At 67.8% G+C, this 17,389-nt stretch carries 14 protein-coding genes and 1 pseudogene; 10 read left to right on the top strand and 5 right to left on the bottom strand.

Going from position 1 to position 17,389, the window contains the following annotated elements:
• Positions 1-17 precede the first annotated feature (17 nt).
• The 6 genes from JJ691_RS32830 to JJ691_RS32805 all read left to right on the top strand — a co-directional run bounded on the left by JJ691_RS32830 (position 18) and on the right by JJ691_RS32805 (position 7,472).
• Positions 18-1,238, top strand: coding sequence for an asparagine synthase-related protein (locus JJ691_RS32830; RefSeq protein ID WP_211763463.1), 1,221 nt, complete (start codon positions 18-20; stop codon positions 1,236-1,238).
• Between the two features lie 20 nt (positions 1,239-1,258).
• Positions 1,259-2,770 carry a radical SAM protein gene (locus tag JJ691_RS32825; protein ID WP_211763462.1) on the top strand — a complete coding sequence of 504 codons (1,512 nt, stop codon included), beginning with the start codon at positions 1,259-1,261 and terminating at the stop codon, positions 2,768-2,770.
• Positions 2,730-4,049, top strand: coding sequence for a radical SAM protein (locus JJ691_RS32820; RefSeq protein ID WP_211763461.1), 1,320 nt, complete (start codon positions 2,730-2,732; stop codon positions 4,047-4,049). Before JJ691_RS32825 ends, JJ691_RS32820 begins: the two co-directional genes overlap by 41 nt.
• Positions 4,050-4,104: 55 nt before the next feature.
• Positions 4,105-4,980: a radical SAM protein gene (locus JJ691_RS32815; protein WP_211763460.1), complete on the top strand. Its 876-nt coding sequence runs from the start codon at positions 4,105-4,107 to the stop codon at positions 4,978-4,980.
• Positions 4,973-5,944 carry an isopenicillin N synthase family dioxygenase gene (locus JJ691_RS32810; protein WP_211763459.1) on the top strand — a complete coding sequence of 324 codons (972 nt, stop codon included), beginning with the start codon at positions 4,973-4,975 and terminating at the stop codon, positions 5,942-5,944. Before JJ691_RS32815 ends, JJ691_RS32810 begins: the two co-directional genes overlap by 8 nt.
• 331 nt (positions 5,945-6,275) lie before the next feature.
• Complete coding sequence (locus JJ691_RS32805) at positions 6,276-7,472, top strand: cytochrome P450 (RefSeq protein WP_211763458.1); 1,197 nt, start codon at positions 6,276-6,278, stop codon at positions 7,470-7,472.
• 6 nt (positions 7,473-7,478) lie between these two features.
• On the opposite strand, the gene JJ691_RS32800 is transcribed toward JJ691_RS32805, so the two are convergent.
• From JJ691_RS32800 to JJ691_RS32790, 3 genes are all read right to left on the bottom strand, one after another.
• Positions 7,479-8,318, bottom strand: coding sequence for a phytanoyl-CoA dioxygenase family protein (locus JJ691_RS32800; protein WP_211763457.1), 840 nt, complete (start codon positions 8,316-8,318; stop codon positions 7,479-7,481).
• 166 nt (positions 8,319-8,484) lie between these two features.
• Positions 8,485-9,543 carry a hypothetical protein gene (locus JJ691_RS32795; RefSeq protein ID WP_211763456.1) on the bottom strand — a complete coding sequence of 353 codons (1,059 nt, stop codon included), beginning with the start codon at positions 9,541-9,543 and terminating at the stop codon, positions 8,485-8,487.
• Positions 9,540-9,779 (bottom strand): hypothetical protein, encoded by a 240-nt coding sequence (locus JJ691_RS32790; RefSeq protein WP_211763455.1) that lies wholly within the window; start codon positions 9,777-9,779, stop codon positions 9,540-9,542. Before JJ691_RS32790 ends, JJ691_RS32795 begins: the two co-directional genes overlap by 4 nt.
• Before the next feature lie 66 nt (positions 9,780-9,845).
• Between JJ691_RS32790 and JJ691_RS32785 the strand changes: the two genes are divergently transcribed.
• On the top strand, positions 9,846-10,865 hold the full coding sequence (locus JJ691_RS32785; protein WP_442912788.1) for an IS701 family transposase: 1,020 nt from the start codon (positions 9,846-9,848) through the stop codon (positions 10,863-10,865).
• Between the two features lie 37 nt (positions 10,866-10,902).
• On the opposite strand, the gene JJ691_RS32780 is transcribed toward JJ691_RS32785, so the two are convergent.
• Positions 10,903-12,108 (bottom strand): IS110 family transposase, encoded by a 1,206-nt coding sequence (locus JJ691_RS32780; RefSeq protein ID WP_211763453.1) that lies wholly within the window; start codon positions 12,106-12,108, stop codon positions 10,903-10,905.
• Between the two features lie 189 nt (positions 12,109-12,297).
• Between JJ691_RS32780 and JJ691_RS32775 the strand changes: the two genes are divergently transcribed.
• From JJ691_RS32775 to JJ691_RS32765, 3 genes are all read left to right on the top strand, one after another.
• Complete coding sequence (locus tag JJ691_RS32775; RefSeq protein ID WP_211763452.1) at positions 12,298-12,498, top strand: hypothetical protein; 201 nt, start codon at positions 12,298-12,300, stop codon at positions 12,496-12,498.
• Positions 12,499-12,962: 464 nt separating this feature from the next.
• The gene (locus tag JJ691_RS32770) at positions 12,963-13,868 is read left to right on the top strand and encodes a hypothetical protein (protein ID WP_211763451.1); all 906 of its coding nucleotides are present in this window, start codon (positions 12,963-12,965) and stop codon (positions 13,866-13,868) included.
• On the top strand, positions 13,865-16,726 hold the full coding sequence (locus JJ691_RS32765) for an HAD-IIIC family phosphatase (RefSeq protein WP_211763450.1): 2,862 nt from the start codon (positions 13,865-13,867) through the stop codon (positions 16,724-16,726). Before JJ691_RS32770 ends, JJ691_RS32765 begins: the two co-directional genes overlap by 4 nt.
• Before the next feature lie 17 nt (positions 16,727-16,743).
• On the opposite strand, the pseudogene JJ691_RS32760 reads toward JJ691_RS32765, so the two are convergent.
• A pseudogene (locus JJ691_RS32760) lies at positions 16,744-17,343 on the bottom strand (helix-turn-helix domain-containing protein); the annotation flags it as partial.
• Positions 17,344-17,389: the final 46 nt, after the last annotated feature.

Here is a 17,389-nt window from a genome sequence, read left to right as displayed (position 1 = left end):
TGTGAAGGGATCTCGTAATGTTTTCGCTTCTCGACAGGCGCGGCGGCCTGCACACGCTGATCACGCAGCCGGGTGACACGCTGGCCGCCGCGTTGCTGCGCAACGCCATTCCGCCCACCTCGGTCGTCGTGCTCCAGGACGGCGTCGCCGGCTCCGAGGCCGACCAGATCGTGCCCGACGGCCACGTCATCGACCCGGCCATCAACTACACGGCCCGGCTGATCGAGGGCTACGACATCGTCGGCATGCTCAAGCTGTACGAGAGCCGGGACTCGAGCGCCACCTACGTGCGCCGGCGGCTCGGCCTGTCCCCCAACGGACACCTGCGCATGGAGCGGACGCCGCTCGACCTCGCGGCCGCGGCCGAACACGTCGAGTCCGTCGTGCGGGACACCATCGCCGAGGGCAGCCTGCTCGGCAAGGGCGATCGCGTCGTGCTGGGTCTGTCCGGCGGTGTGGACAGCGGATCCCTGCTCATGCTGCTCGCCGCGTACCGGGACGCCTTCGGCATCGACCTGACCATCGACGCGGCCACGTTCCAGGACTTCGACAGCAAGTGGTCGGAGACCTTCGACTTCGCCCGCCGACTCGCCGAGCGGCACGGCGTCGAGCACCGCGTGCTCGAGCCCGGCTACGCCGAGGAGGTCTTCCACCTCAACCGGCCCATCGCGCAGATCCTGATGCACCTGATGGAGACCGACGACGCGCACTTCGCGATGTACGTCGACCACCACTCCACCCGCCGGGTGCTCGAGGTGTACGCGGACGAGCGGGGCGCCCGCAAGATCGCGCTCGGCCTGCACACCACCGACCTGCTCGCCGGCCTGCTCAACTCGTACACGTCCGGCTTCGACATCGGCACCATCCCGATGCGCTCGGTCGGCCCGTACTCCTACATCCTGCCGCTGGCGTTCACGCCCAAGCGCGAGCTGCACCTCTACTACGCCCACCGCACCGGGCACTTCCCCAAGCAGACCGTCCCGAACCAGTGGGAGTTCAACCCGGGCGACCGCAACTTCTTCTACTACCTCGCCGATCATCTCCAGTGGCACTGGCCGGGCATCGAGACGTGGATGTTCACCGCGCACGCGCACAACGCCCCCAAGCGGACCGAGCGCTACCGGGCGTGCGAGAACTGCGGCGGCTCCGTCGTGCAGCAGCCGATCCTGACCGACGAGTGGTCGGGCGTCTGCGACGTGTGCGCGCTCCTGGACAAGCACGGCTGGGTCGATCGCTGAACGAGAGCAGGAGCGCTGGCATGTCTGTACCGAAGGAAAAGCACGCCGAACGGCGACTGCCCATTGTCGACGTCCGCGACCTGGGGCTGCTCAGCGCCGACCACGAGGCGCAGGAGCTCCAGCCCGAGGGCATGATCGACGGGCGCCAGGTGTTCAAGGTCGACGACGAGTACCTGTTCTCGAACGAGGAGCTGATCAGTCCGCTGCAGCCGTACGCGGGCGCCTGGCTGCCCCGGCTCGGCGGCCGCACGGCCTACCCGCTGCCGGACCGGGTCGGCGAGTACGGCACGTACTCGGAGTTCGCCAAGGCGCCCAAGTACATGGCGCAGTGGGTGCACTGGAAGAAGCGGGCCGAGATGGTGCTGGAGGGCCGGTACCACGAACTGCCGGCGGCCCACTTCGAAGGCATCTTCACCCTGGTGTGCAACTTCATGTGCCCGCACTGCACCCGGCGCGTGACGCGCACGAAATGGGTCGAGGGCGGCACCTGGGAGCACAACACCGAGGTCGAGAAGAAGAACACGATGCACCCCGTGGGCCTGCGGCGGGTGATCGACCAGCTGGCCGAGCACCGCACCGACTCCCAGATGGGCATCGTGTGGGGCGGCGGCGACCCGACGGCCAACCCGTTCACCTACGACGGCATGAAGTACGCCCGCTCCAAGGGGATCACCGCCAGCTTCCTGACCAACGGCACCTTCCTCGAGGTGGACAACTGCCTGGACGCGGACCCCATCCTGATCCGGATCAGCCTCAACTGCGGCACCGAGGAGGCGTACCGGAAGTTCCACGGCTATCCGCGCGGCTGGGACTACTTCGAGAAGGTCAAGCAGAACATGCGCACGCTCGCCAAGCGCAAGCTGGAGCGCGGCGCCCGCACGCTCGTCGGCATCTCGCTGATCACCGATGAGCGCAACATGGAGGACACGGTCGCGGCGGCCAAGGAGATCCGCGCCGTCGTGGACGAGGTGGGTCCCGGCATCGACTACGTGATCGCGCGCCCGGTGATGAACTACGAGCACTTCGAGAAGAACTGGGCGCAGGTCAAGGACAACACCAAGCAGAAGGCCAAGGACCTGGTCAGCGAGGGCGGCGAGGCCTGGCAGATCATCAAGGACCTGGACATCCCCCTCATCCTGATCAAGGACTCATACGACAACCGCCCGGTCGAGCAGGACTACGAGGGCACCGACTGCCTCGCCTACGGCATGTACGGCGAGCTCCGGCACAACGGCGACGTGCAGCTGTGCTCGGACTCGTACGGCAATCCCGAGTACACCATCGGCAACCTGTTCGAGAACACGCTCGACGAGATCTGGACCTCGCAGCGCCGCCAGCAGGTGCTCGACAAGATCAACGAGAAGCAGTGCTTCAAGACGGCGTGCCCGCACAACTCGCGTGGCCACCACCACAACCGGGTCTTCCACCAGATCGAGCGCTTCCGCCGGGAGGGCCGGCTCGACGTGGTTCGTCGATGGATGGAGGATCTCCGTGAGGTCACCTACCCTCTCGGTCACTCGTTCTTCGTCTAGCTGGCCGCTGCCGCACACCGTCGCGGGCTATGGCGACGAGGAGGCCTTCCGCCGCAGCCGGAAGGAGGCTGGGCAGTGGGTGTTCTGGCGGGACCGGGTGGACCTGGTGCTCGCCGGGCGCTACGACGAGGTGAAGCCGCTGCACGTCGAGGTCTCGCCCACCTACCTGTGCAACTTCGCCTGCCCGTGGTGCAGTTGCCGCAGCGCCCGTGAGGAATGGTCGGAGACGGACGTCTTCAACCACCCGCGGGCCACCCCGCTGACCGTGATGCGCGAGGCCAAGCTCGACCACGTGCTGGAGCATCTCGCGGAGCACCAGGTGGGGATCATGTGGGTGGGCGGCGAGCCCACCATGAACCCGGCGCTCTACCCGGCCGCGCTGCGGGCGCACGCCCTCGGGTTGCAGCAATGCGTGTTCACCAACGGGAGTCTGCTCAACGCCGACCGCATCGGCACGCTGTTCGACGCGAACTTCGTGTTCGTGCGGGTGAGTCTCAACGCCGTGACGGAGGAGGTGCACCAAAGACACCACGACTACGACCCGAGGCTGCCCTACACCGCTCGTGTGCTGGACAACCTCGAGCAGCTCGCCGAGGAACGGGCGAAGCAGCGGTCGGACACCCAGGTCGGCGTCTCGATCGTGGTGGACGAGCGCAACCTGGAGGACCTCGCCGCCACCGCGGAGCATCTGGTGCGCCTCGTCGAGCGACACGGTCGGGACTCGCTGGACTACGCCATCTTCCGCCCGGCTTTTCCCTTCTACTCGGCGGAACTGGACATGCGGCCGGAGACGGTCGATCGGTTCCTGGACGCCGTCGGAGCGGGCTCGCCCTGGCACCGGCGCATGACGGACGCCGGCATCGACGTCGTCATCCCCGACGACTCGGTGCCCGACGGCACCGTGCTCGTCGAGGACGTCCCGTTCGCCGACGACCTCGGCTGCCTGTCGGCCGGCTGGTTCGGGGAGGTCACCCCCAACGGGGACCACGTGCTGTGCTCCGACCGGTACGGCAATCCCGACTACTTCATCGGCAACGTGGCCGCGAACGGGATCGACGACCTCTGGTCCGGCGACCGCAGACAGACCGTGCTCGACCTGGCGCGGACGAGCAACTGCTACGGCACGTACTGCCCCCGCAACGGCCGCGGTTTCCACCTCAACCGCGTGTTCCGCCAGATCGAGTCGCTGCGGCGGCAGGGCAGGCTCGACGAGGTGCGTGCGTGGATCGAGGACCTGCGGACCGTGCTGCCCGAACCGAAGCACAGCTTCTTTCTGTAGCCGTCCCCCGTGGGCGCCGGCCCGCCCGGCGCCCACGGGACGCGAAGGGACGATCATGGACCACGTCGTACTGAACCTGAGCGAGCGTCACGAGGACAGCGAGGGGACCGTCAAGTACCTGTGGGCGCTCGAGGACAACCGCAAGATCGAGACGGTGTACTTCAGCCACCACGCCGGCCCCGGCCAGTGCCTGTCCACGCAGACCGGCTGCACCGTCGGCTGCGTGTTCTGCGCCACCGCGCTGCAGCGGCCGGCCCGCAACCTCACCGCGGACGAGATCGTCCTGCAGGCCGAGCTCGTCGATGAGGACTTCCGGTCCCGCGGCATCGAGATGCCGTGGCGCTTCGTGACGCTGTCCGGCATGGGAGAGCCCATGCTGAACTACGACAACGTCGTCGAGGCGGCCCGCAGGCTGTACGAGTGGACCGGCATCGAGGTCGTGTCGGCGACCACGTCGGGCATCGTGCCCCGGATCTACCAGCTGGCCGAGGAGTCCACCTACATCCAGCTGCACGTGTCGCTGCACGCCACCCAGGACGAGACCCGCAAGCAGCTCATCCCGATCAGTCGCAAGTGGAGCATCGCCGAGGTGCTCGAGGCGGCCACGTACTTCGCCCGCACCCAGGGCCGCCGCGTGATCGTCAACTACCTGCTGTTCGAGGGCATCAACGACTCCGACGACGACGCGCGCCGGCTGATCGACCTGCTCGACCCGGAGCTGTTCGAGGTGCACTTCCTGCTCTGGAACGAGATCGAGGGCTTCGACTTCCGGCGGATCAGCGATCGGCGGGTCGCGGAGTTCAACCAGATGCTCGAGCCCACCGGGCTGATGGCCAAGCCCATGCCCAGCAAGGGCCGGGACATCCAGGCGGGCTGCGGGCAGCTGCTCGCCGAGCGGCCCCGCCCGGCCAGGAGCCGGGTTCGTGGTTGACGAGCTTCCCGTCGTCGACCTGGCCGACTACCTGCGGGGCACGCCGGCGTCACGGCGGCGGGCGGTCGAGCTGGCGGCGCGGGCCGGCGAGCGGATCGGGTTCCTGCTGCTGCGCGGGCACGGCCTCGATCCGGCGCTGCTGGCCCGCGTCCGCCAGGTGTCCGCGACGTTCTTCGCGGCGGACGAGGCGACCAAGCTCGCGTACCACCTGCCCGAGGGATCTCGCGGCTACACGCCGATGAACACCGAAAGTCTGGCCGCGACCGCCGACTTCACCGAGGGCTCGCCACCCGACATCAAGGAGGCGTTCGCCATCGGGGCGGTCGACGTGCCGGAGCATGCCGCGCCCTTCGCCGACGCCCAGCGCGTGGGCTGGCCGGAGCGGCCGGCGGGGTTCCAGGCCGCCTGGCTGGCGTACTACCGCGCCGTGCGCGTGGTCGCCGGCCAGGTCATGGACCTGTTCGCCGACGCACTCGGCGTGCCACCGGCGTTCTTCGCGGCGAAGTTGGACCGTGGCCCCGACTGCCTGCGCGTTGTCGAGTACCCGGAGCAGGCCGTGTCCCCGCCGGGCGGCGCCCTGCGTGCCGGCGCGCACACCGACTTCGGTGTGCTCACGCTGCTCAGCTCGGACGACGCGCCCGGCGGGCTGCAGGTGCGGTTGGGCAACGGCGAGTGGTTCGACGTGCCCCGTCTCCCCGACGCCTTCACCGTCAACATCGGCGATCTCATGGCGTACTGGACGAACCACCGCTGGATCTCCACGGTGCACCGGGTCGTCAACCCGCCGGCCGGCGTGCCGGGCAGCCGGCGCCAGTCCGTCATCTTCTTCCACAACCCCAATGTGGACGCGGTGATCGAGCCCGTGCCGACCTGCGTGGGTTCCAGGGAGGCCGCACCGGCGCCGGTGATCGCGGGGGAGTGGTTGCGCGCCAAGACACACCGGCAGCGGGCCGCGGCCGGCTAGCGGGACAACGGTCCGGTCCGGGGCGGGCCCCACCGGGAGAACCGCGAACGCCGTGGTCCTCCGGTGGGGCCCGGCCGTTGATTCCGGTGCGTCCTCGGCCGCTGCCGCCACCGAAAGCACGTCACCGGCGAATCCAGGCCTCCACCGGCGACCTGTGCGAACGACGCTTCTCCGCGACATGCGCCCGACCCATGCGCCCGCGCCGAACTCGACGGCGAGGTGGCATGAAGCTGTCCGGCGCCAACAGCTTCCTGTCATGTCACCATGCTGACGAAGCTGGTCGCCCGGCCCACACTGGTGTGTGAATTCGCATTGCCAGCCGGGAGGACCAATGAGTGACCCCTACGCGTCGTGCCCGACGTTCCAGTCGCGGGCGAAGCTGCACGAGCAGGCCGAGCAATGCCCGGTCTTCTACGAGCCGGAGACGCTGGAGCACTTCGTCACCCGTTACGACGACGTGGTCACACTGCTCACCGATCCACGTATGCAGGTCGCTCGTCCGTCTGATCCGCTGGTTGACGCAATGCCCGCCGAGCGCCGCGAAATCCAGCGACGCGCGAACGAGTTCTTCACCTGGTGGCCCAATGCCCTCGACGGCCCGACGCACGAGGCGATCCGCTCCGCGCTGGCGACGGCGTTCAGTCGCCGCCACCTCGAGCCGGTGCTCGCCAGCGCGAGGCAACGCGCACACGCGCTGCTGGACGACCTGAGTCACAACACCGGATCGGTCTCGTGGACCGATGACTTCGCGGGACCGCTCGTTCGTCACGTCCTCGCGGCATTGTTGGGGGTCACCGAGGACCAGATGCGCCTGCTGATGGACTCGATCGACCGGATGCTGGATTTCCTCGGCGCGGGTGAGGACAGGAACGACGACAGCGCGCGCAGAACGATCATCGCGGTGGACCGGTTCACGGCGACGCTGAGCGACGTGCTGGCCTCGGCGACCGGCCGGCTGTCCGCCGACCTGCGGGAGATGGCGGCCGCCCCCGGCCTCGGTCTCCAGATCGCCGCGGCCACGGCCGCACAGATCATCAGCGGCGCGTTCGTGCCCGTGAACACCGCCCTGTCCGAGGGCGTCATGTTCTGGCGGCAGTGGCGGGCTGACGGGCGGTCGAGCGACGGCGCCGTCCGTGCGGCCGATCTGGTCGAGGAGACGCTGCGGTTGTCGGTTCCCTTCCGCATCGTGGTCCGGTACCCCACCGAGCCGATCACGGTCGGCGGCACGACGATAGGGGCGCAGGAGCGGGTGACGCTGACGATCGGCTCGGCCAACGTCGACGAGCGCCGGTTTCCCGACGCCCTGGCGTTCCGGCCGGACGTGTCCCGGCGCGGGCACCTGACCTTCGGCAGGGGGCCGCACCACTGCCCCGGCGCCCGGCTGGCGAGGACCATGGTCGCCGCGATGTTCACCTGGTTGCTCGAGAACGACGCGGAGATCGACATCGACGTGTCCTCGGTCGACGCGACGTCCGCGACGAAGTTTGCGCACTTCTACCAGCTGAAGGTGTGGTTCGGCGCGCCCTGACCGCGCTCACGAGGGCCGTGAGTCCGCCCACCGTGACCTGCCCAGGCCCACTCCGGACTCCGGCAGGTCGTCGGACCAGTTGACGATGTGGGTGTCCACGGTGCGCCGGTTCGGATCAGCCAGCATCCGGTAGACCGACTCCTTCATGCCGTTGCGCTCCGGCACGCCGTCGGTGGGGACCGGTAGCGTCGGGCCGGCCCAGGCCGGACGGTACGACGCGGCGAACATGCGACGCGGCTGATCCGTTCGATTGGCGCCGGCCGCGTGGAACACGCGCTGGTTGATCAGCACGGCGTCACCCGCGCGGCACGTCACGGCAACGGCGTCGGGATGGGAGCGGTAGCGCAGGTAGGGCATCGCGTCGCGGTGCAGGCTCAGGTGGGAGCCCGGCACCACCAGCAGCGGCGCCCGGTCGGGCGTGATGTCGTCCAGATAGTAGAGAACCCGGACGATCACCGGGGAGGTGCCGACCGCTCCCAGGTTGTTCGATCCGTAGGGGTGGCTGTCGGTGTGCAGCGGCATGCCGTCGTAGCCGGGCTCGGAGCGGGAGCAACTCACTCCGATGCACACCAGCTCGTCGGCGAACAGCGTGTCGAGGAAGGCCAGGATCCTGGGCTGCTCCACCAGGCGAAGGACCTCGGGATCGCCGTCCCGTTGCAGGTTGTGCCGGTACCACTGCTTGTCCGTGTAGCTGGAGCGATCGAGGGACGTGCGGCGCTGGAGATCGCCGAGAGCGTGCACGGCGTCCTCGTCCAGCACACCCGGCAGGACGGCGTAGCCGTCGATCTCCAGGCTGCGGACCTGGTCACCGACTGTCAGGCGGCGCCGCTCGGTTTCGATGGTCATTGTTCATCAAGTCCTTTCCTTGGAACTCCGCCCGAATCGCTACTGAAATGGATAGATCGACCCGTCGTCGGGCTCTCGCCGCCTTCTTCTCGATGGGAGTCGGTCCCTGAACAGCGCGACGAGTCGGCGAAGCCAGCGCATCCCTGCTCCTCGGTCGTATCTGTGGTCACATGGCGTCCGTCATGATCTGTGAGACAGTCCGGTAGCCGTCGTCGTTCAGGTGAACCCGGTCGATGAAAACCCACTGGTCGGGGCCGATCGAACTCTTCATTTTTTCGTTCATGTCAATGAGCCGGATGTCGCGTTTACCGCACTCTTCGGCGATCGCGTCGCTGAGCATCTTGCCGGCCGACTGATGTTCGACGGCTTCGAACAAGCGCTGCTCGAACGCGTTGCGTCGGTTCGAGTCGTCGAACAGAAGTTGTTCTTCCCACGGCGGCCGGTCGCGTATCCAGCTCGCGACCGGCTGAAGGACGTAGGAGAGTCGTGCGCCGGAGGCGTCGGCCAACGGCAACCAGTTGTCCAGATTTCGCGCGATCTGCTCCGTTGTGCGCCGCACCCGGTCCTCGGCGGATCGGTCCGGCTCGTCGCCGGCTGTCGTGACCGGCGGTCGAGCGGAAAGATGCCGCGACGATCGCCGCGTGCCTCGCCCGTTTCGGTGCCGGGGCTTCGCTTCCTCCATAGTGGCGTAGTATTCGCCGCAGGAGAAGAACGATCCGTACTCGCTGTCGAGTGAGCTCTTCAGGCCGGTGAGGATCAGGTCGTTGGCGCCGCTCATGATCACAATGTCACGAACCGGCGGCAACAGGTGCCGGTTCAACAAGAACAGCAGCAACTCCTGCGTGGCTGAGTACCCACGACCGCCGAAGTTGAGCCAGGGCGACTCTTCCTCCGGTGTCGAGAGGCGGGACGATATGCACGCGCCGTCACCCGTCGCGCCCACGCCGAAGACCGTCGAACTGCCGGCCAGGACTCGTACCGAGGCCGCCGCGGTGTGCGCCGTGGCCGGCGAGATGACGGAGTCGCGCCACGAGGTGAGCCGGAAGCCGAGTCGGTCGGTGTTCACCACGGGCGATCGGCAGTCGCGCCGGTGAAAATACATCACATAGGGCAGCCACGGGACTTCGGCCGGATCGCTCAGATCCCGGTACGCCGCCATCTGTGGCACCAGACTGTCCCCGCGGCCGACCATCGCGCTTGCTGTCCCCCGGCGGAACATGGTCACGAATTCCGGCGTGCGCGCGGGTGAGCCGATGACGTCTCCTCGACCTGGGCCAGGCCGTGGGGCGCGCTCCAGTAGCTCGCCCGGTCACTGCGCCACCGAAGTTGCAGCGGGTCGATGACGCGACGGAGCACGACGCCGATCGGAGTCAGCACGAGGAAGAAGACGATCCCGACCAGAGGGGTGAGCAAAACATGCTGAAGGGTTTTTGCCGTGGCGCTCGTGGACCGTTTGGTCACCTGTACTACATTCCCAGATCAAGGAATGTGCCGGGGTGAGTCGTTGTTGATGTTGGTGTGGAGCAGGTGACCGCCCAGGACATCGCCGCCTGGGACGCTGACCTTCAAACCCTGACCGACCGCCTGAGCTGGATGTTCACCCGCCCCGAACCGAAGAAGACGTTCGGGCTGATGCTGCGCGCGTTGCTGGCCGACGTGCCCAAGAAGAACTCCTGGGGCTTGGCTGAGCACGCGGGACTGCCCACCCCACGCCCGGTCGAGCACCTGCTCGATGGCGCGGTCTGGGACGCCGACGTGCTGCGCGACCTGGTCCGCGACTACGTGGTGGCGGGCCTGGGAGCCACCGACGCGATCCTGGTCGCCGATGACACCCAGGCCATCAAGAAGGGCAGCAACAGCGTGGGGGTCGCACCCCAGCACTGCGGGCTGACCAACCAGATCGAGAACTGTCAGGTCATGCCGATGCTGACCTATGCCACCGAGGCCGGGCACGCGTTCATCGACCGGGAGCTCTACCTGCCGGAGTCGTGGACGGCGGCTCCGGACCGCTGCCGAGCCGCGGGGATACCCGCCGAGCGGGAGTTCGCGACCAAGCCCCAACTGGTGCAACGGATGCTGGCGCGGGTGCTCGCGGCGGACGTGGTGTTCGGGTGGTTCGCGGCGGACTCCGGCTACGGTCGTGATCCAGGTCTGCGGGCGTTCTGCCACGACAACGCCCTCCGCTATGTGATGGCGGTGCCGGTCGATCTGTCGTTGGTCGACGCGCGGGGGAAGGCGTTGTGCTGCAAGGACATTCTGACCGGCCGCGCCCAGCGGTGGGAGCGTCGGTCGGCGGGTGAGGGGAGCAAGGGCGCCCGGCTGTATGACTGGGCGATGCACGCGGTGCGGGTGAAAGGACAAGACCCGACCGACGGATTCGCCCACACGCTGCTGATCCGACGGTCCAAGGACATGCGCAGGCGCAAGGGACAACCCGCGTCCTACGACATCGAGTACTTCCTGGTGCACGCCCTGCTGTCCACGACGATGGCCGAGATGGTGCGGGCCGCCGGGCTGCGCTGGAAGATCGAGGAGGAATCCCAATGAGGTTGTCAAGCGGCGGCGGTGACGGTCCACGAGTTCGTCAGGCCGCGACGGCGCCTGGTTGGGGCGTGCTGGCCTGGAAGGTGCGGTTGTCGCGGATGAGGGCCCACAGGACGCTCAAACGTCGGCGGGCAAGGGCGAGTGTCGCCTGCTTGTGCGTCTTACCCTCGCGCCTTTTGCGGTCATAGAACGCTTTCGACGTGGGACACCACCGGGTGGCGACCTGCGCGGAGAGGTAGAACATGCGCAGCAGGCGTCGGTTGTAGCGGTGTGGACGGCGCAGGTTGTCCTGGACCCGTCCGGAGTCCTTGGGCACCGGGGCCAGGCCCGCGACACCCGCAAGCCGGTCGGCGCTGCCGAACACGGTCATGTCCCCGCCGGTCAACGCGATGAACTCGGCGCCGAGCAACGGCCCGATGCCGGGCATGCTCAGCACGGCGGCGGCGTGGCGGTGCCGGCGAAACCGGCCCTCGATGAGCGTGTCGGTCTCCGCGATCTCCTCATCCAAGGCCATCATCCCCTTCGCCAGCCGGGCCACCATGGCTGCGGCCGTCGCCACTCCCGGAATGGTGGTGAACTGCGCCTGCGCAGCCTTCACAGTGGTGGCGGCGACCGCCGCACTGTTGCGGACCTTCCGGCCCCGCAGCCAACTGGCGAGCTGGTCCTGGCCACACTCCCGCAGCGCGGCGGGGGTTTGGTAGCCGGTCAGCAGGACCAGCGCGGCCTTGGACTTGCTGTAGTCGAACGCCCGCTCCAGAGCGGGGAAGTACTCCAGGAGTTGGGCGCGCAACCGGTTGATCGCCCGGGTGCGGTCGGCGGCCAAGTCGTACCGGCGGGCCGTCAGGATCCGCAGCTCCACCGCGATCTCGTCGCCGGTGGTGACCGGGTGCAGGTCACGGCGCATGCGGGCCTGGTCGGCGATGACGAGGGCGTCTTTGGCGTCGCTCTTGCCATCTCCGCGGTAGCTCCCGGAGGCGTGGTGGACGGTGCGGCCGGGGATGTAGAGCAGCTTCTGCCCGTGGTTGACCAGCAGGGCGATCAGCAGCGCGCCGCCGCCGGCGTTCAGGTCGATCGCCCACAGCACATCCGAGGCCAGTTCCCGCACGTCGCCGATCAGTTCCAGCAGGTCAGCCTCGTTGTTGGCCACTCGGCGGGAGAGCACCTTGGTGCCGTCGGTGTTGATCACCGTGCAGTGATGGTGGGTCTTGCCCGCGTCCACACCGGCCCACAGTTCGGGCACGGTCACCTCCGTTGTTGTTGTTCCAGTCCCAGCGGACGACCTCGCCGACGTGTCCCTACACAGCGATCAGCATCGCGGATCCCAATCAGCGGCCGGAGTCGTCGCGGGGCTCCGGGCGGCCAATCCTCCTCAGCCACACCAGCGGCAACAACATGACAGCCACACCCGGAGCCCCTGGGCCCTCCGATCCTACGAATGACCAGATCAGGCACAGAAGAAGGTAGGGACAACAAGACCGGCAAAGACCAGCTCGGGATGGACGCCTACCAGGTCCGCAAGTGGGTCGGGTGGCATCGGCACGTCACGATGTGCATGCTGGCCCAGGCTTTCCTCGCGGTGACCCGCGCCAGCCAGGGAAAACACGCCACGCCCCGGGAGGGGCAGGTGATCTGCTGAGGTCGGCCGTTCTCCCGTTGTCGACCGCGGCGATCCGTGGGCTGCTGGCCGCGACGACACTGGTTCGTGCTGCGGGTGTCGCCGCTGCGATCGCCCGTGCCGTGTGGCGCCAAGTCCATCAGACCAGAGCCATGATCAGCCATTACCGCCGACGAGGTGACTCACTCCCACTCGACCTCGGAATGTAGTACCTGCGGCCACGGGTGGCCGTGTCATCACGGTCTCTTATCAGATCGGTCGTCATCACTCGTTCGGACGAATGTGGTGGATTTATCGAAGATATTGTCCGTGGTGGGCCTGCGATAAGCGCAGTTGGAGAGTGTGGGCGGGTCGAGAAATTTGTTGGCAACAGCTATGAGGTTTATCACATCGAAGTCGGCGGCTGGATTGACTTTGGGTCGGCGAGGATGCTTGGCCGTTGAGCGAGGTCGGGTGCGAATGGGATCAACCATCGGGGATGTCGTATGACCGTTGATACGCGGGCCGTGCTGCGGCCCCGAAGTGACTTGGGTGCGCTGATCGAGCCCGACTGGCGGCCCGCGTCCGAACGGATGCTGTTGGACGCGGAATTCCGGACGGCGTTGGTCAGTTCCGTGCTGGCGCGGTCGGAGGCGTTCACGGAACTCGGCGGCGAACTGGTGCGGCGACTGCGCCGGTATCCGTACTACGCCGTGCTGCGCGGCATGCACTTCGATCCCGACAACATCCTGTTCGGTGTTGTCGCCTGTCTGGTCGGGAAACCCGTGCAGCCCTACCCGGACCCCACCTTCGCGGTCCTGCGTGAGTTGCGGCCCTCGGCCGCATCGACATCGGCGGGTTGGGGTGTGCTGACGGAGTTCCTGCACTCGGACAGCACCAACTGGCCCGCGCCCAATGACGTGACCGTCATGTTGTGCAGGAAGCCCGACCAGGCATCCGAAGGCACGTCGCTGGTTCTACCGTTGGACGATGCGATCGAGGAACTGAACACGACGAGGGGGCTCGGCACGGCTGCCGTCGAGCGGTTGCGTACGCAGCCGCTGCCGTGGGCCATCGACCCCGACCTGGGCGGCGGTACGACCTGGGCGCCGGCACTGGCGGGGAACGACATCCGGTGGCAGCTCTACCGAATCGCCGAGGCGCGGGACCGGGACGGCGCGCTACTGGACGACGACACGTTCGACTTCGCAGGCACCGTGGACGCCGCACTGGCGAACAGCAGGCGCACACACGAGTTCATGCTGGGTGAGGACGACGTTCTCGTCATCAACAACAAGCGTCTGCTGCACGGTCGCCGAGGCATCGCCGACCCGGTCGGCTCGCGTCGCGTCCTTGTCCACTGCAAGGTCGATTTCGACGACTCCGGGCGAGCGAACGGGCACGGGGCATGAGCCGTCGTGTCCGCGTCGCGGCCACGTTTCCGGCACGGCCCGTGATCCGACCGTTCCGTGCTCTCGCCGGCCGCCTCGGACTCGACATCGGATTCGAGTACGTGAGCGACAATTCGGTGCACTTCCGCCATCACGGCGACGACGAGCCGGTGGCATGGGACATCCTGTTGGTCCGCGTTCTCGACTGGGCCGCGGGCACGGGCACCGAGGCCGACGAGCGCTTCGAAGCCAACCTGGCCGAACTGGAACGAAGCCTGGCCGGCGCTGGGGCACGATTCACCAGGGGCGCCGTCGTCTGCCTGTGCCCGTCCGTCGGCGATACCGACGTGGCCGCGGCGTACGAGGCCGAGGTGACCGCGCGACTGCGAGCCCTGCCGTCGGTTTCGGTTGTCGCGTCGGCGGATGTCGTCCAGCGGTACTCCGTACGTGATCACTACCGCACGGTCCAATCCGATGGGTTGCAGCTGCCTACGAATGACCTCCTGACCGCCTGCGCCACCGCGACGATGAGAGCGGTGCACGAGCGGGAACGCGTGCCGGTCAAGGCCATCGCCGTGGATGCGGACTACACCCTATGGGAGGGCGCATGTTCCGAGGTCCCCGCCGACGAGTTGAGGCTGGGCAACGGTCGTGCACTGTTCCAGCGGACGCTGCGCGACCTGGGCCGGCGGGGTGTGTTGCTGTGTCTGGTGAGTCAGAACGCGCCAGCGGACATCGAGGCGGCCTTCCGCCGTGTGCCGGCGTTTCCGCTCACGTTGGACGACTTCGTCGTGGTTCGCGCAGGCTGGTCACCCAAGCCGGATCTGCTCGCGAGTGTGGCCGACGATCTGGACCTGTCGGTCGACTCGTTCGTGTTCCTGGATGACAATCCGGGTGAGTGCGCTCGGATGCGTGAATCACTGCCGTCCGTGTGGACGGTGAGGTTTCCCCAGCACGACGGCGACGTGCCCGGCTTCGTGGACCGGATGTGGGCCTTCGACGTGTCCAGGACGACGTCGGCGGACAGCGGCAGGTTGGGCAACTACAGGTCCGCCGCGCGCAGGCGCAGGGCCATGGCCGAAGCGCCCGACAAGGCGGAGTTCGTCGCCACGCTGGGTTTGGTGGTGGACGTGCGGCCTGCCCTGCCCGAGGACCTGCCCAGAGTCGCCCAGTTGAGCGAGCGAACGACGCAGTTCACCACGTCGTCTCGGGCGCTGGACGAAACCGTGTTGGCCGCGAACCTGGCTCGAACCGACCGCGGTCTGTTGGTGGTGGACGTGGCGGATCGGTTCGGCGACTACGGTCTCACCGGCGCGGTGAGTTACGCCGTCGAGGCAACGGCACTGCATGTGGACGCGTTCGCACTGAGCTGCCGGGTGCTGCACAGGGACGTGGAGCACCGGGTGCTCGCCAAGCTGGCCGAGACGGCGATCGCCAACGGGCTGGACCGGCTGCGGATAACGACAGTCTCGACCAGCCGTAACCTTCCTGCCAGGACGTTCCTGAATCGGGTCGGTGCGGCTTGGCGCGACGAGCCCGACGGTACCCGGACCGCCGACCTGTCCGTCGACTCAGCCGTCGCACCGCCCGCGCCCGCCCCGGCCGACGCGCCCACCCGACCCAGCAGCCCCGCCCCCTCGGCCGGGCACCCGGCGTCGATCTTTCTGGCCGACCTGGCCGAACGACTGGTGGACGTCGACGCCCTACGCACGGCGCTCGCCGAGCAGCCCGACGAGTCGATCACCACGGATCCGGACGAGCCGACGAAGCCACCGTCACGACAGGCCCAAGGCCTTTGGCTGACCAGGATTCGGCATATCTGGGAAGACCTTCTCGGGGTACGGGGGATCGGTCTTGGGGACCACGTCTTCCAGCGTTGGGGCGCGACCTCCGTCGACGCCTTGAAGATGTGCGCCGAGTTGCGAGACACGTTCGGGAATTCCGTCTCGCTGGCGGAGATGCTGGCGCTGGGCACGATTCGCGAGCAGGCCGACGCGCTTTGTCGATCGGCGTCGACGCCCGTGCCCACGGTGACGACCGTGTGCCGTGGCAGTGGGACACCGATCGTCTTCCTGCCACCCGCGGGCGGCCTCGCCTTCGCCTACCTGGAACTCATTCGCGAGATCGCACCGGATCATCTCGTGCTGGTCACCCAGGCGCCGGAACTCACGAGGCGGGACGACGCGCTGCTCGATCTGCCCGAACTCGTCCGCGTCTATCGCAGCGAGATCACCACCCGGCTGCGCGGCACAGCGCCGGTGCTGGTCGGTTGGTCGTTCGGCGCACTCCTGGCCTACGAACTCGCCGTCACGCTGAACCAACGGCAGCCTCTGCTGTTGTTCGACCCACCCAGGAACGCCAAGCACACCGCGCCGACACATCCACTCGACGCCTTCTTCGATCTGCTGGATCCCTACCACGTCACGACCGAGTCCCTCGCCGAGATCGACAGGGCCGTCTTTCCCGACAGTCCGGCAATCCGCGTCGACGGTTCGGTCGCCGACGTCTGGTCCGTGCTGCTGAAGCGGCTGCTCGACACGACCAACGAACAGCAGCGTGACCGGTTGCTCATTCCGGAACTGGGGCCGATGGACGTGCTGCGTGCCGCGCGGGTGTGGAAGAAGAACCAACAACTGGCCGCGCGATACTCGCCAAGCCCGGGGCTGGTCGGTACCTCGTACGTCTTCGAGGTGGCAGGCAGCGTCGGTGAGCACATGTTGCACGACGCCCTCGGTGACCGGGCGGTGTCCCGGGAGTACGCGGTGGCGCCGATCGCGGGGCTGCGAGCCCATTCCGCCATGATGGAGAGGGAGAACATGCTGCTGTTCAAGGACGACGTGCGAGCGGCACTGCGAACGGTCGGACCAGGACTGTCCTGAAGGGACACCGACCGAAGGCATCGGCTGCGCGACGGCAAGCGGCCGGTCCGGATCGCGCCGGCTCTCAGCCTCTTGGGCACCCGGCCCAGTCCATGGATCAGCGCCCAGTGCCCGGCCAACAGGTCCGGCGACTGCCGCGAGGGGATCATCCGCGCGGTCGTCACCCGCGAATACCCCGACACCATCACCAATACCGGCGGCCGACCCGCCTGCCCGAACCCGAGCGGGACGTCGACCGGCGGGAACCACAGATCGCACTGGGCCAGCTCGCCTGGCTGGTAGTCGGTCCGGCTGGCGGGGTCCGGCGGGGCGAACAACGGCCGCAGCTCCCGGACCCGTTCCTTGAGCACGGTCAGTGAGCGGGTCCAGCCGATCCGCTCGGCGATCACAGTGGCCGGCATCGTCGGCCACTGCGCCAGCAGTTGCCGGATCTGTGGTTCGACCTCGTCCACGATCGATCCCTTGGCCGGCCGTTGGTAGTGCGGCGGGGCGTCGGCGGCAAGGGCCCGGCGGACGGTGTTACGGCTGATCCCGAGCTGACGGACGATGGCCTTGATCGGCATGCCCTCAGCTCGGTGAAGACGGCGGATCTCCGCCCAGTCCTCCACGGTGAGCACTCCCTACTGTTGACGGGGGTCCGTTTTCACCCGTCGCCAGGGGGTC

The sequence above is a fragment of the Kutzneria sp. CA-103260 genome (genome assembly GCF_018263855.1).
Lineage (GTDB): Bacteria > Actinomycetota > Actinomycetes > Mycobacteriales > Pseudonocardiaceae > Kutzneria.
Note: the sequence above shows the minus strand (reverse complement) of the source record. Positions and strands in the feature narration are given on the sequence as shown.

Excerpts from the sequence above, each read along its gene's own strand:
- JJ691_RS32830 (WP_211763463.1), top strand. The coding sequence starts at position 18 with ATGTTTTCGCTTCTCGACAGGCGCGGCGGCCTGCACACGCTGATCACG.
- JJ691_RS32825 (WP_211763462.1), top strand. The coding sequence starts at position 1,259 with ATGTCTGTACCGAAGGAAAAGCACGCCGAACGGCGACTGCCCATTGTC.
- JJ691_RS32815 (WP_211763460.1), top strand. The coding sequence starts at position 4,105 with ATGGACCACGTCGTACTGAACCTGAGCGAGCGTCACGAGGACAGCGAG.
- JJ691_RS32805 (WP_211763458.1), top strand. The coding sequence starts at position 6,276 with ATGAGTGACCCCTACGCGTCGTGCCCGACGTTCCAGTCGCGGGCGAAG.
- JJ691_RS32800 (WP_211763457.1), bottom strand. The coding sequence starts at position 8,318 with ATGACCATCGAAACCGAGCGGCGCCGCCTGACAGTCGGTGACCAGGTC.
- JJ691_RS32775 (WP_211763452.1), top strand. The coding sequence starts at position 12,298 with ATGACCAGATCAGGCACAGAAGAAGGTAGGGACAACAAGACCGGCAAA.
- JJ691_RS32770 (WP_211763451.1), top strand. The coding sequence starts at position 12,963 with ATGACCGTTGATACGCGGGCCGTGCTGCGGCCCCGAAGTGACTTGGGT.
- JJ691_RS32765 (WP_211763450.1), top strand. The coding sequence starts at position 13,865 with ATGAGCCGTCGTGTCCGCGTCGCGGCCACGTTTCCGGCACGGCCCGTG.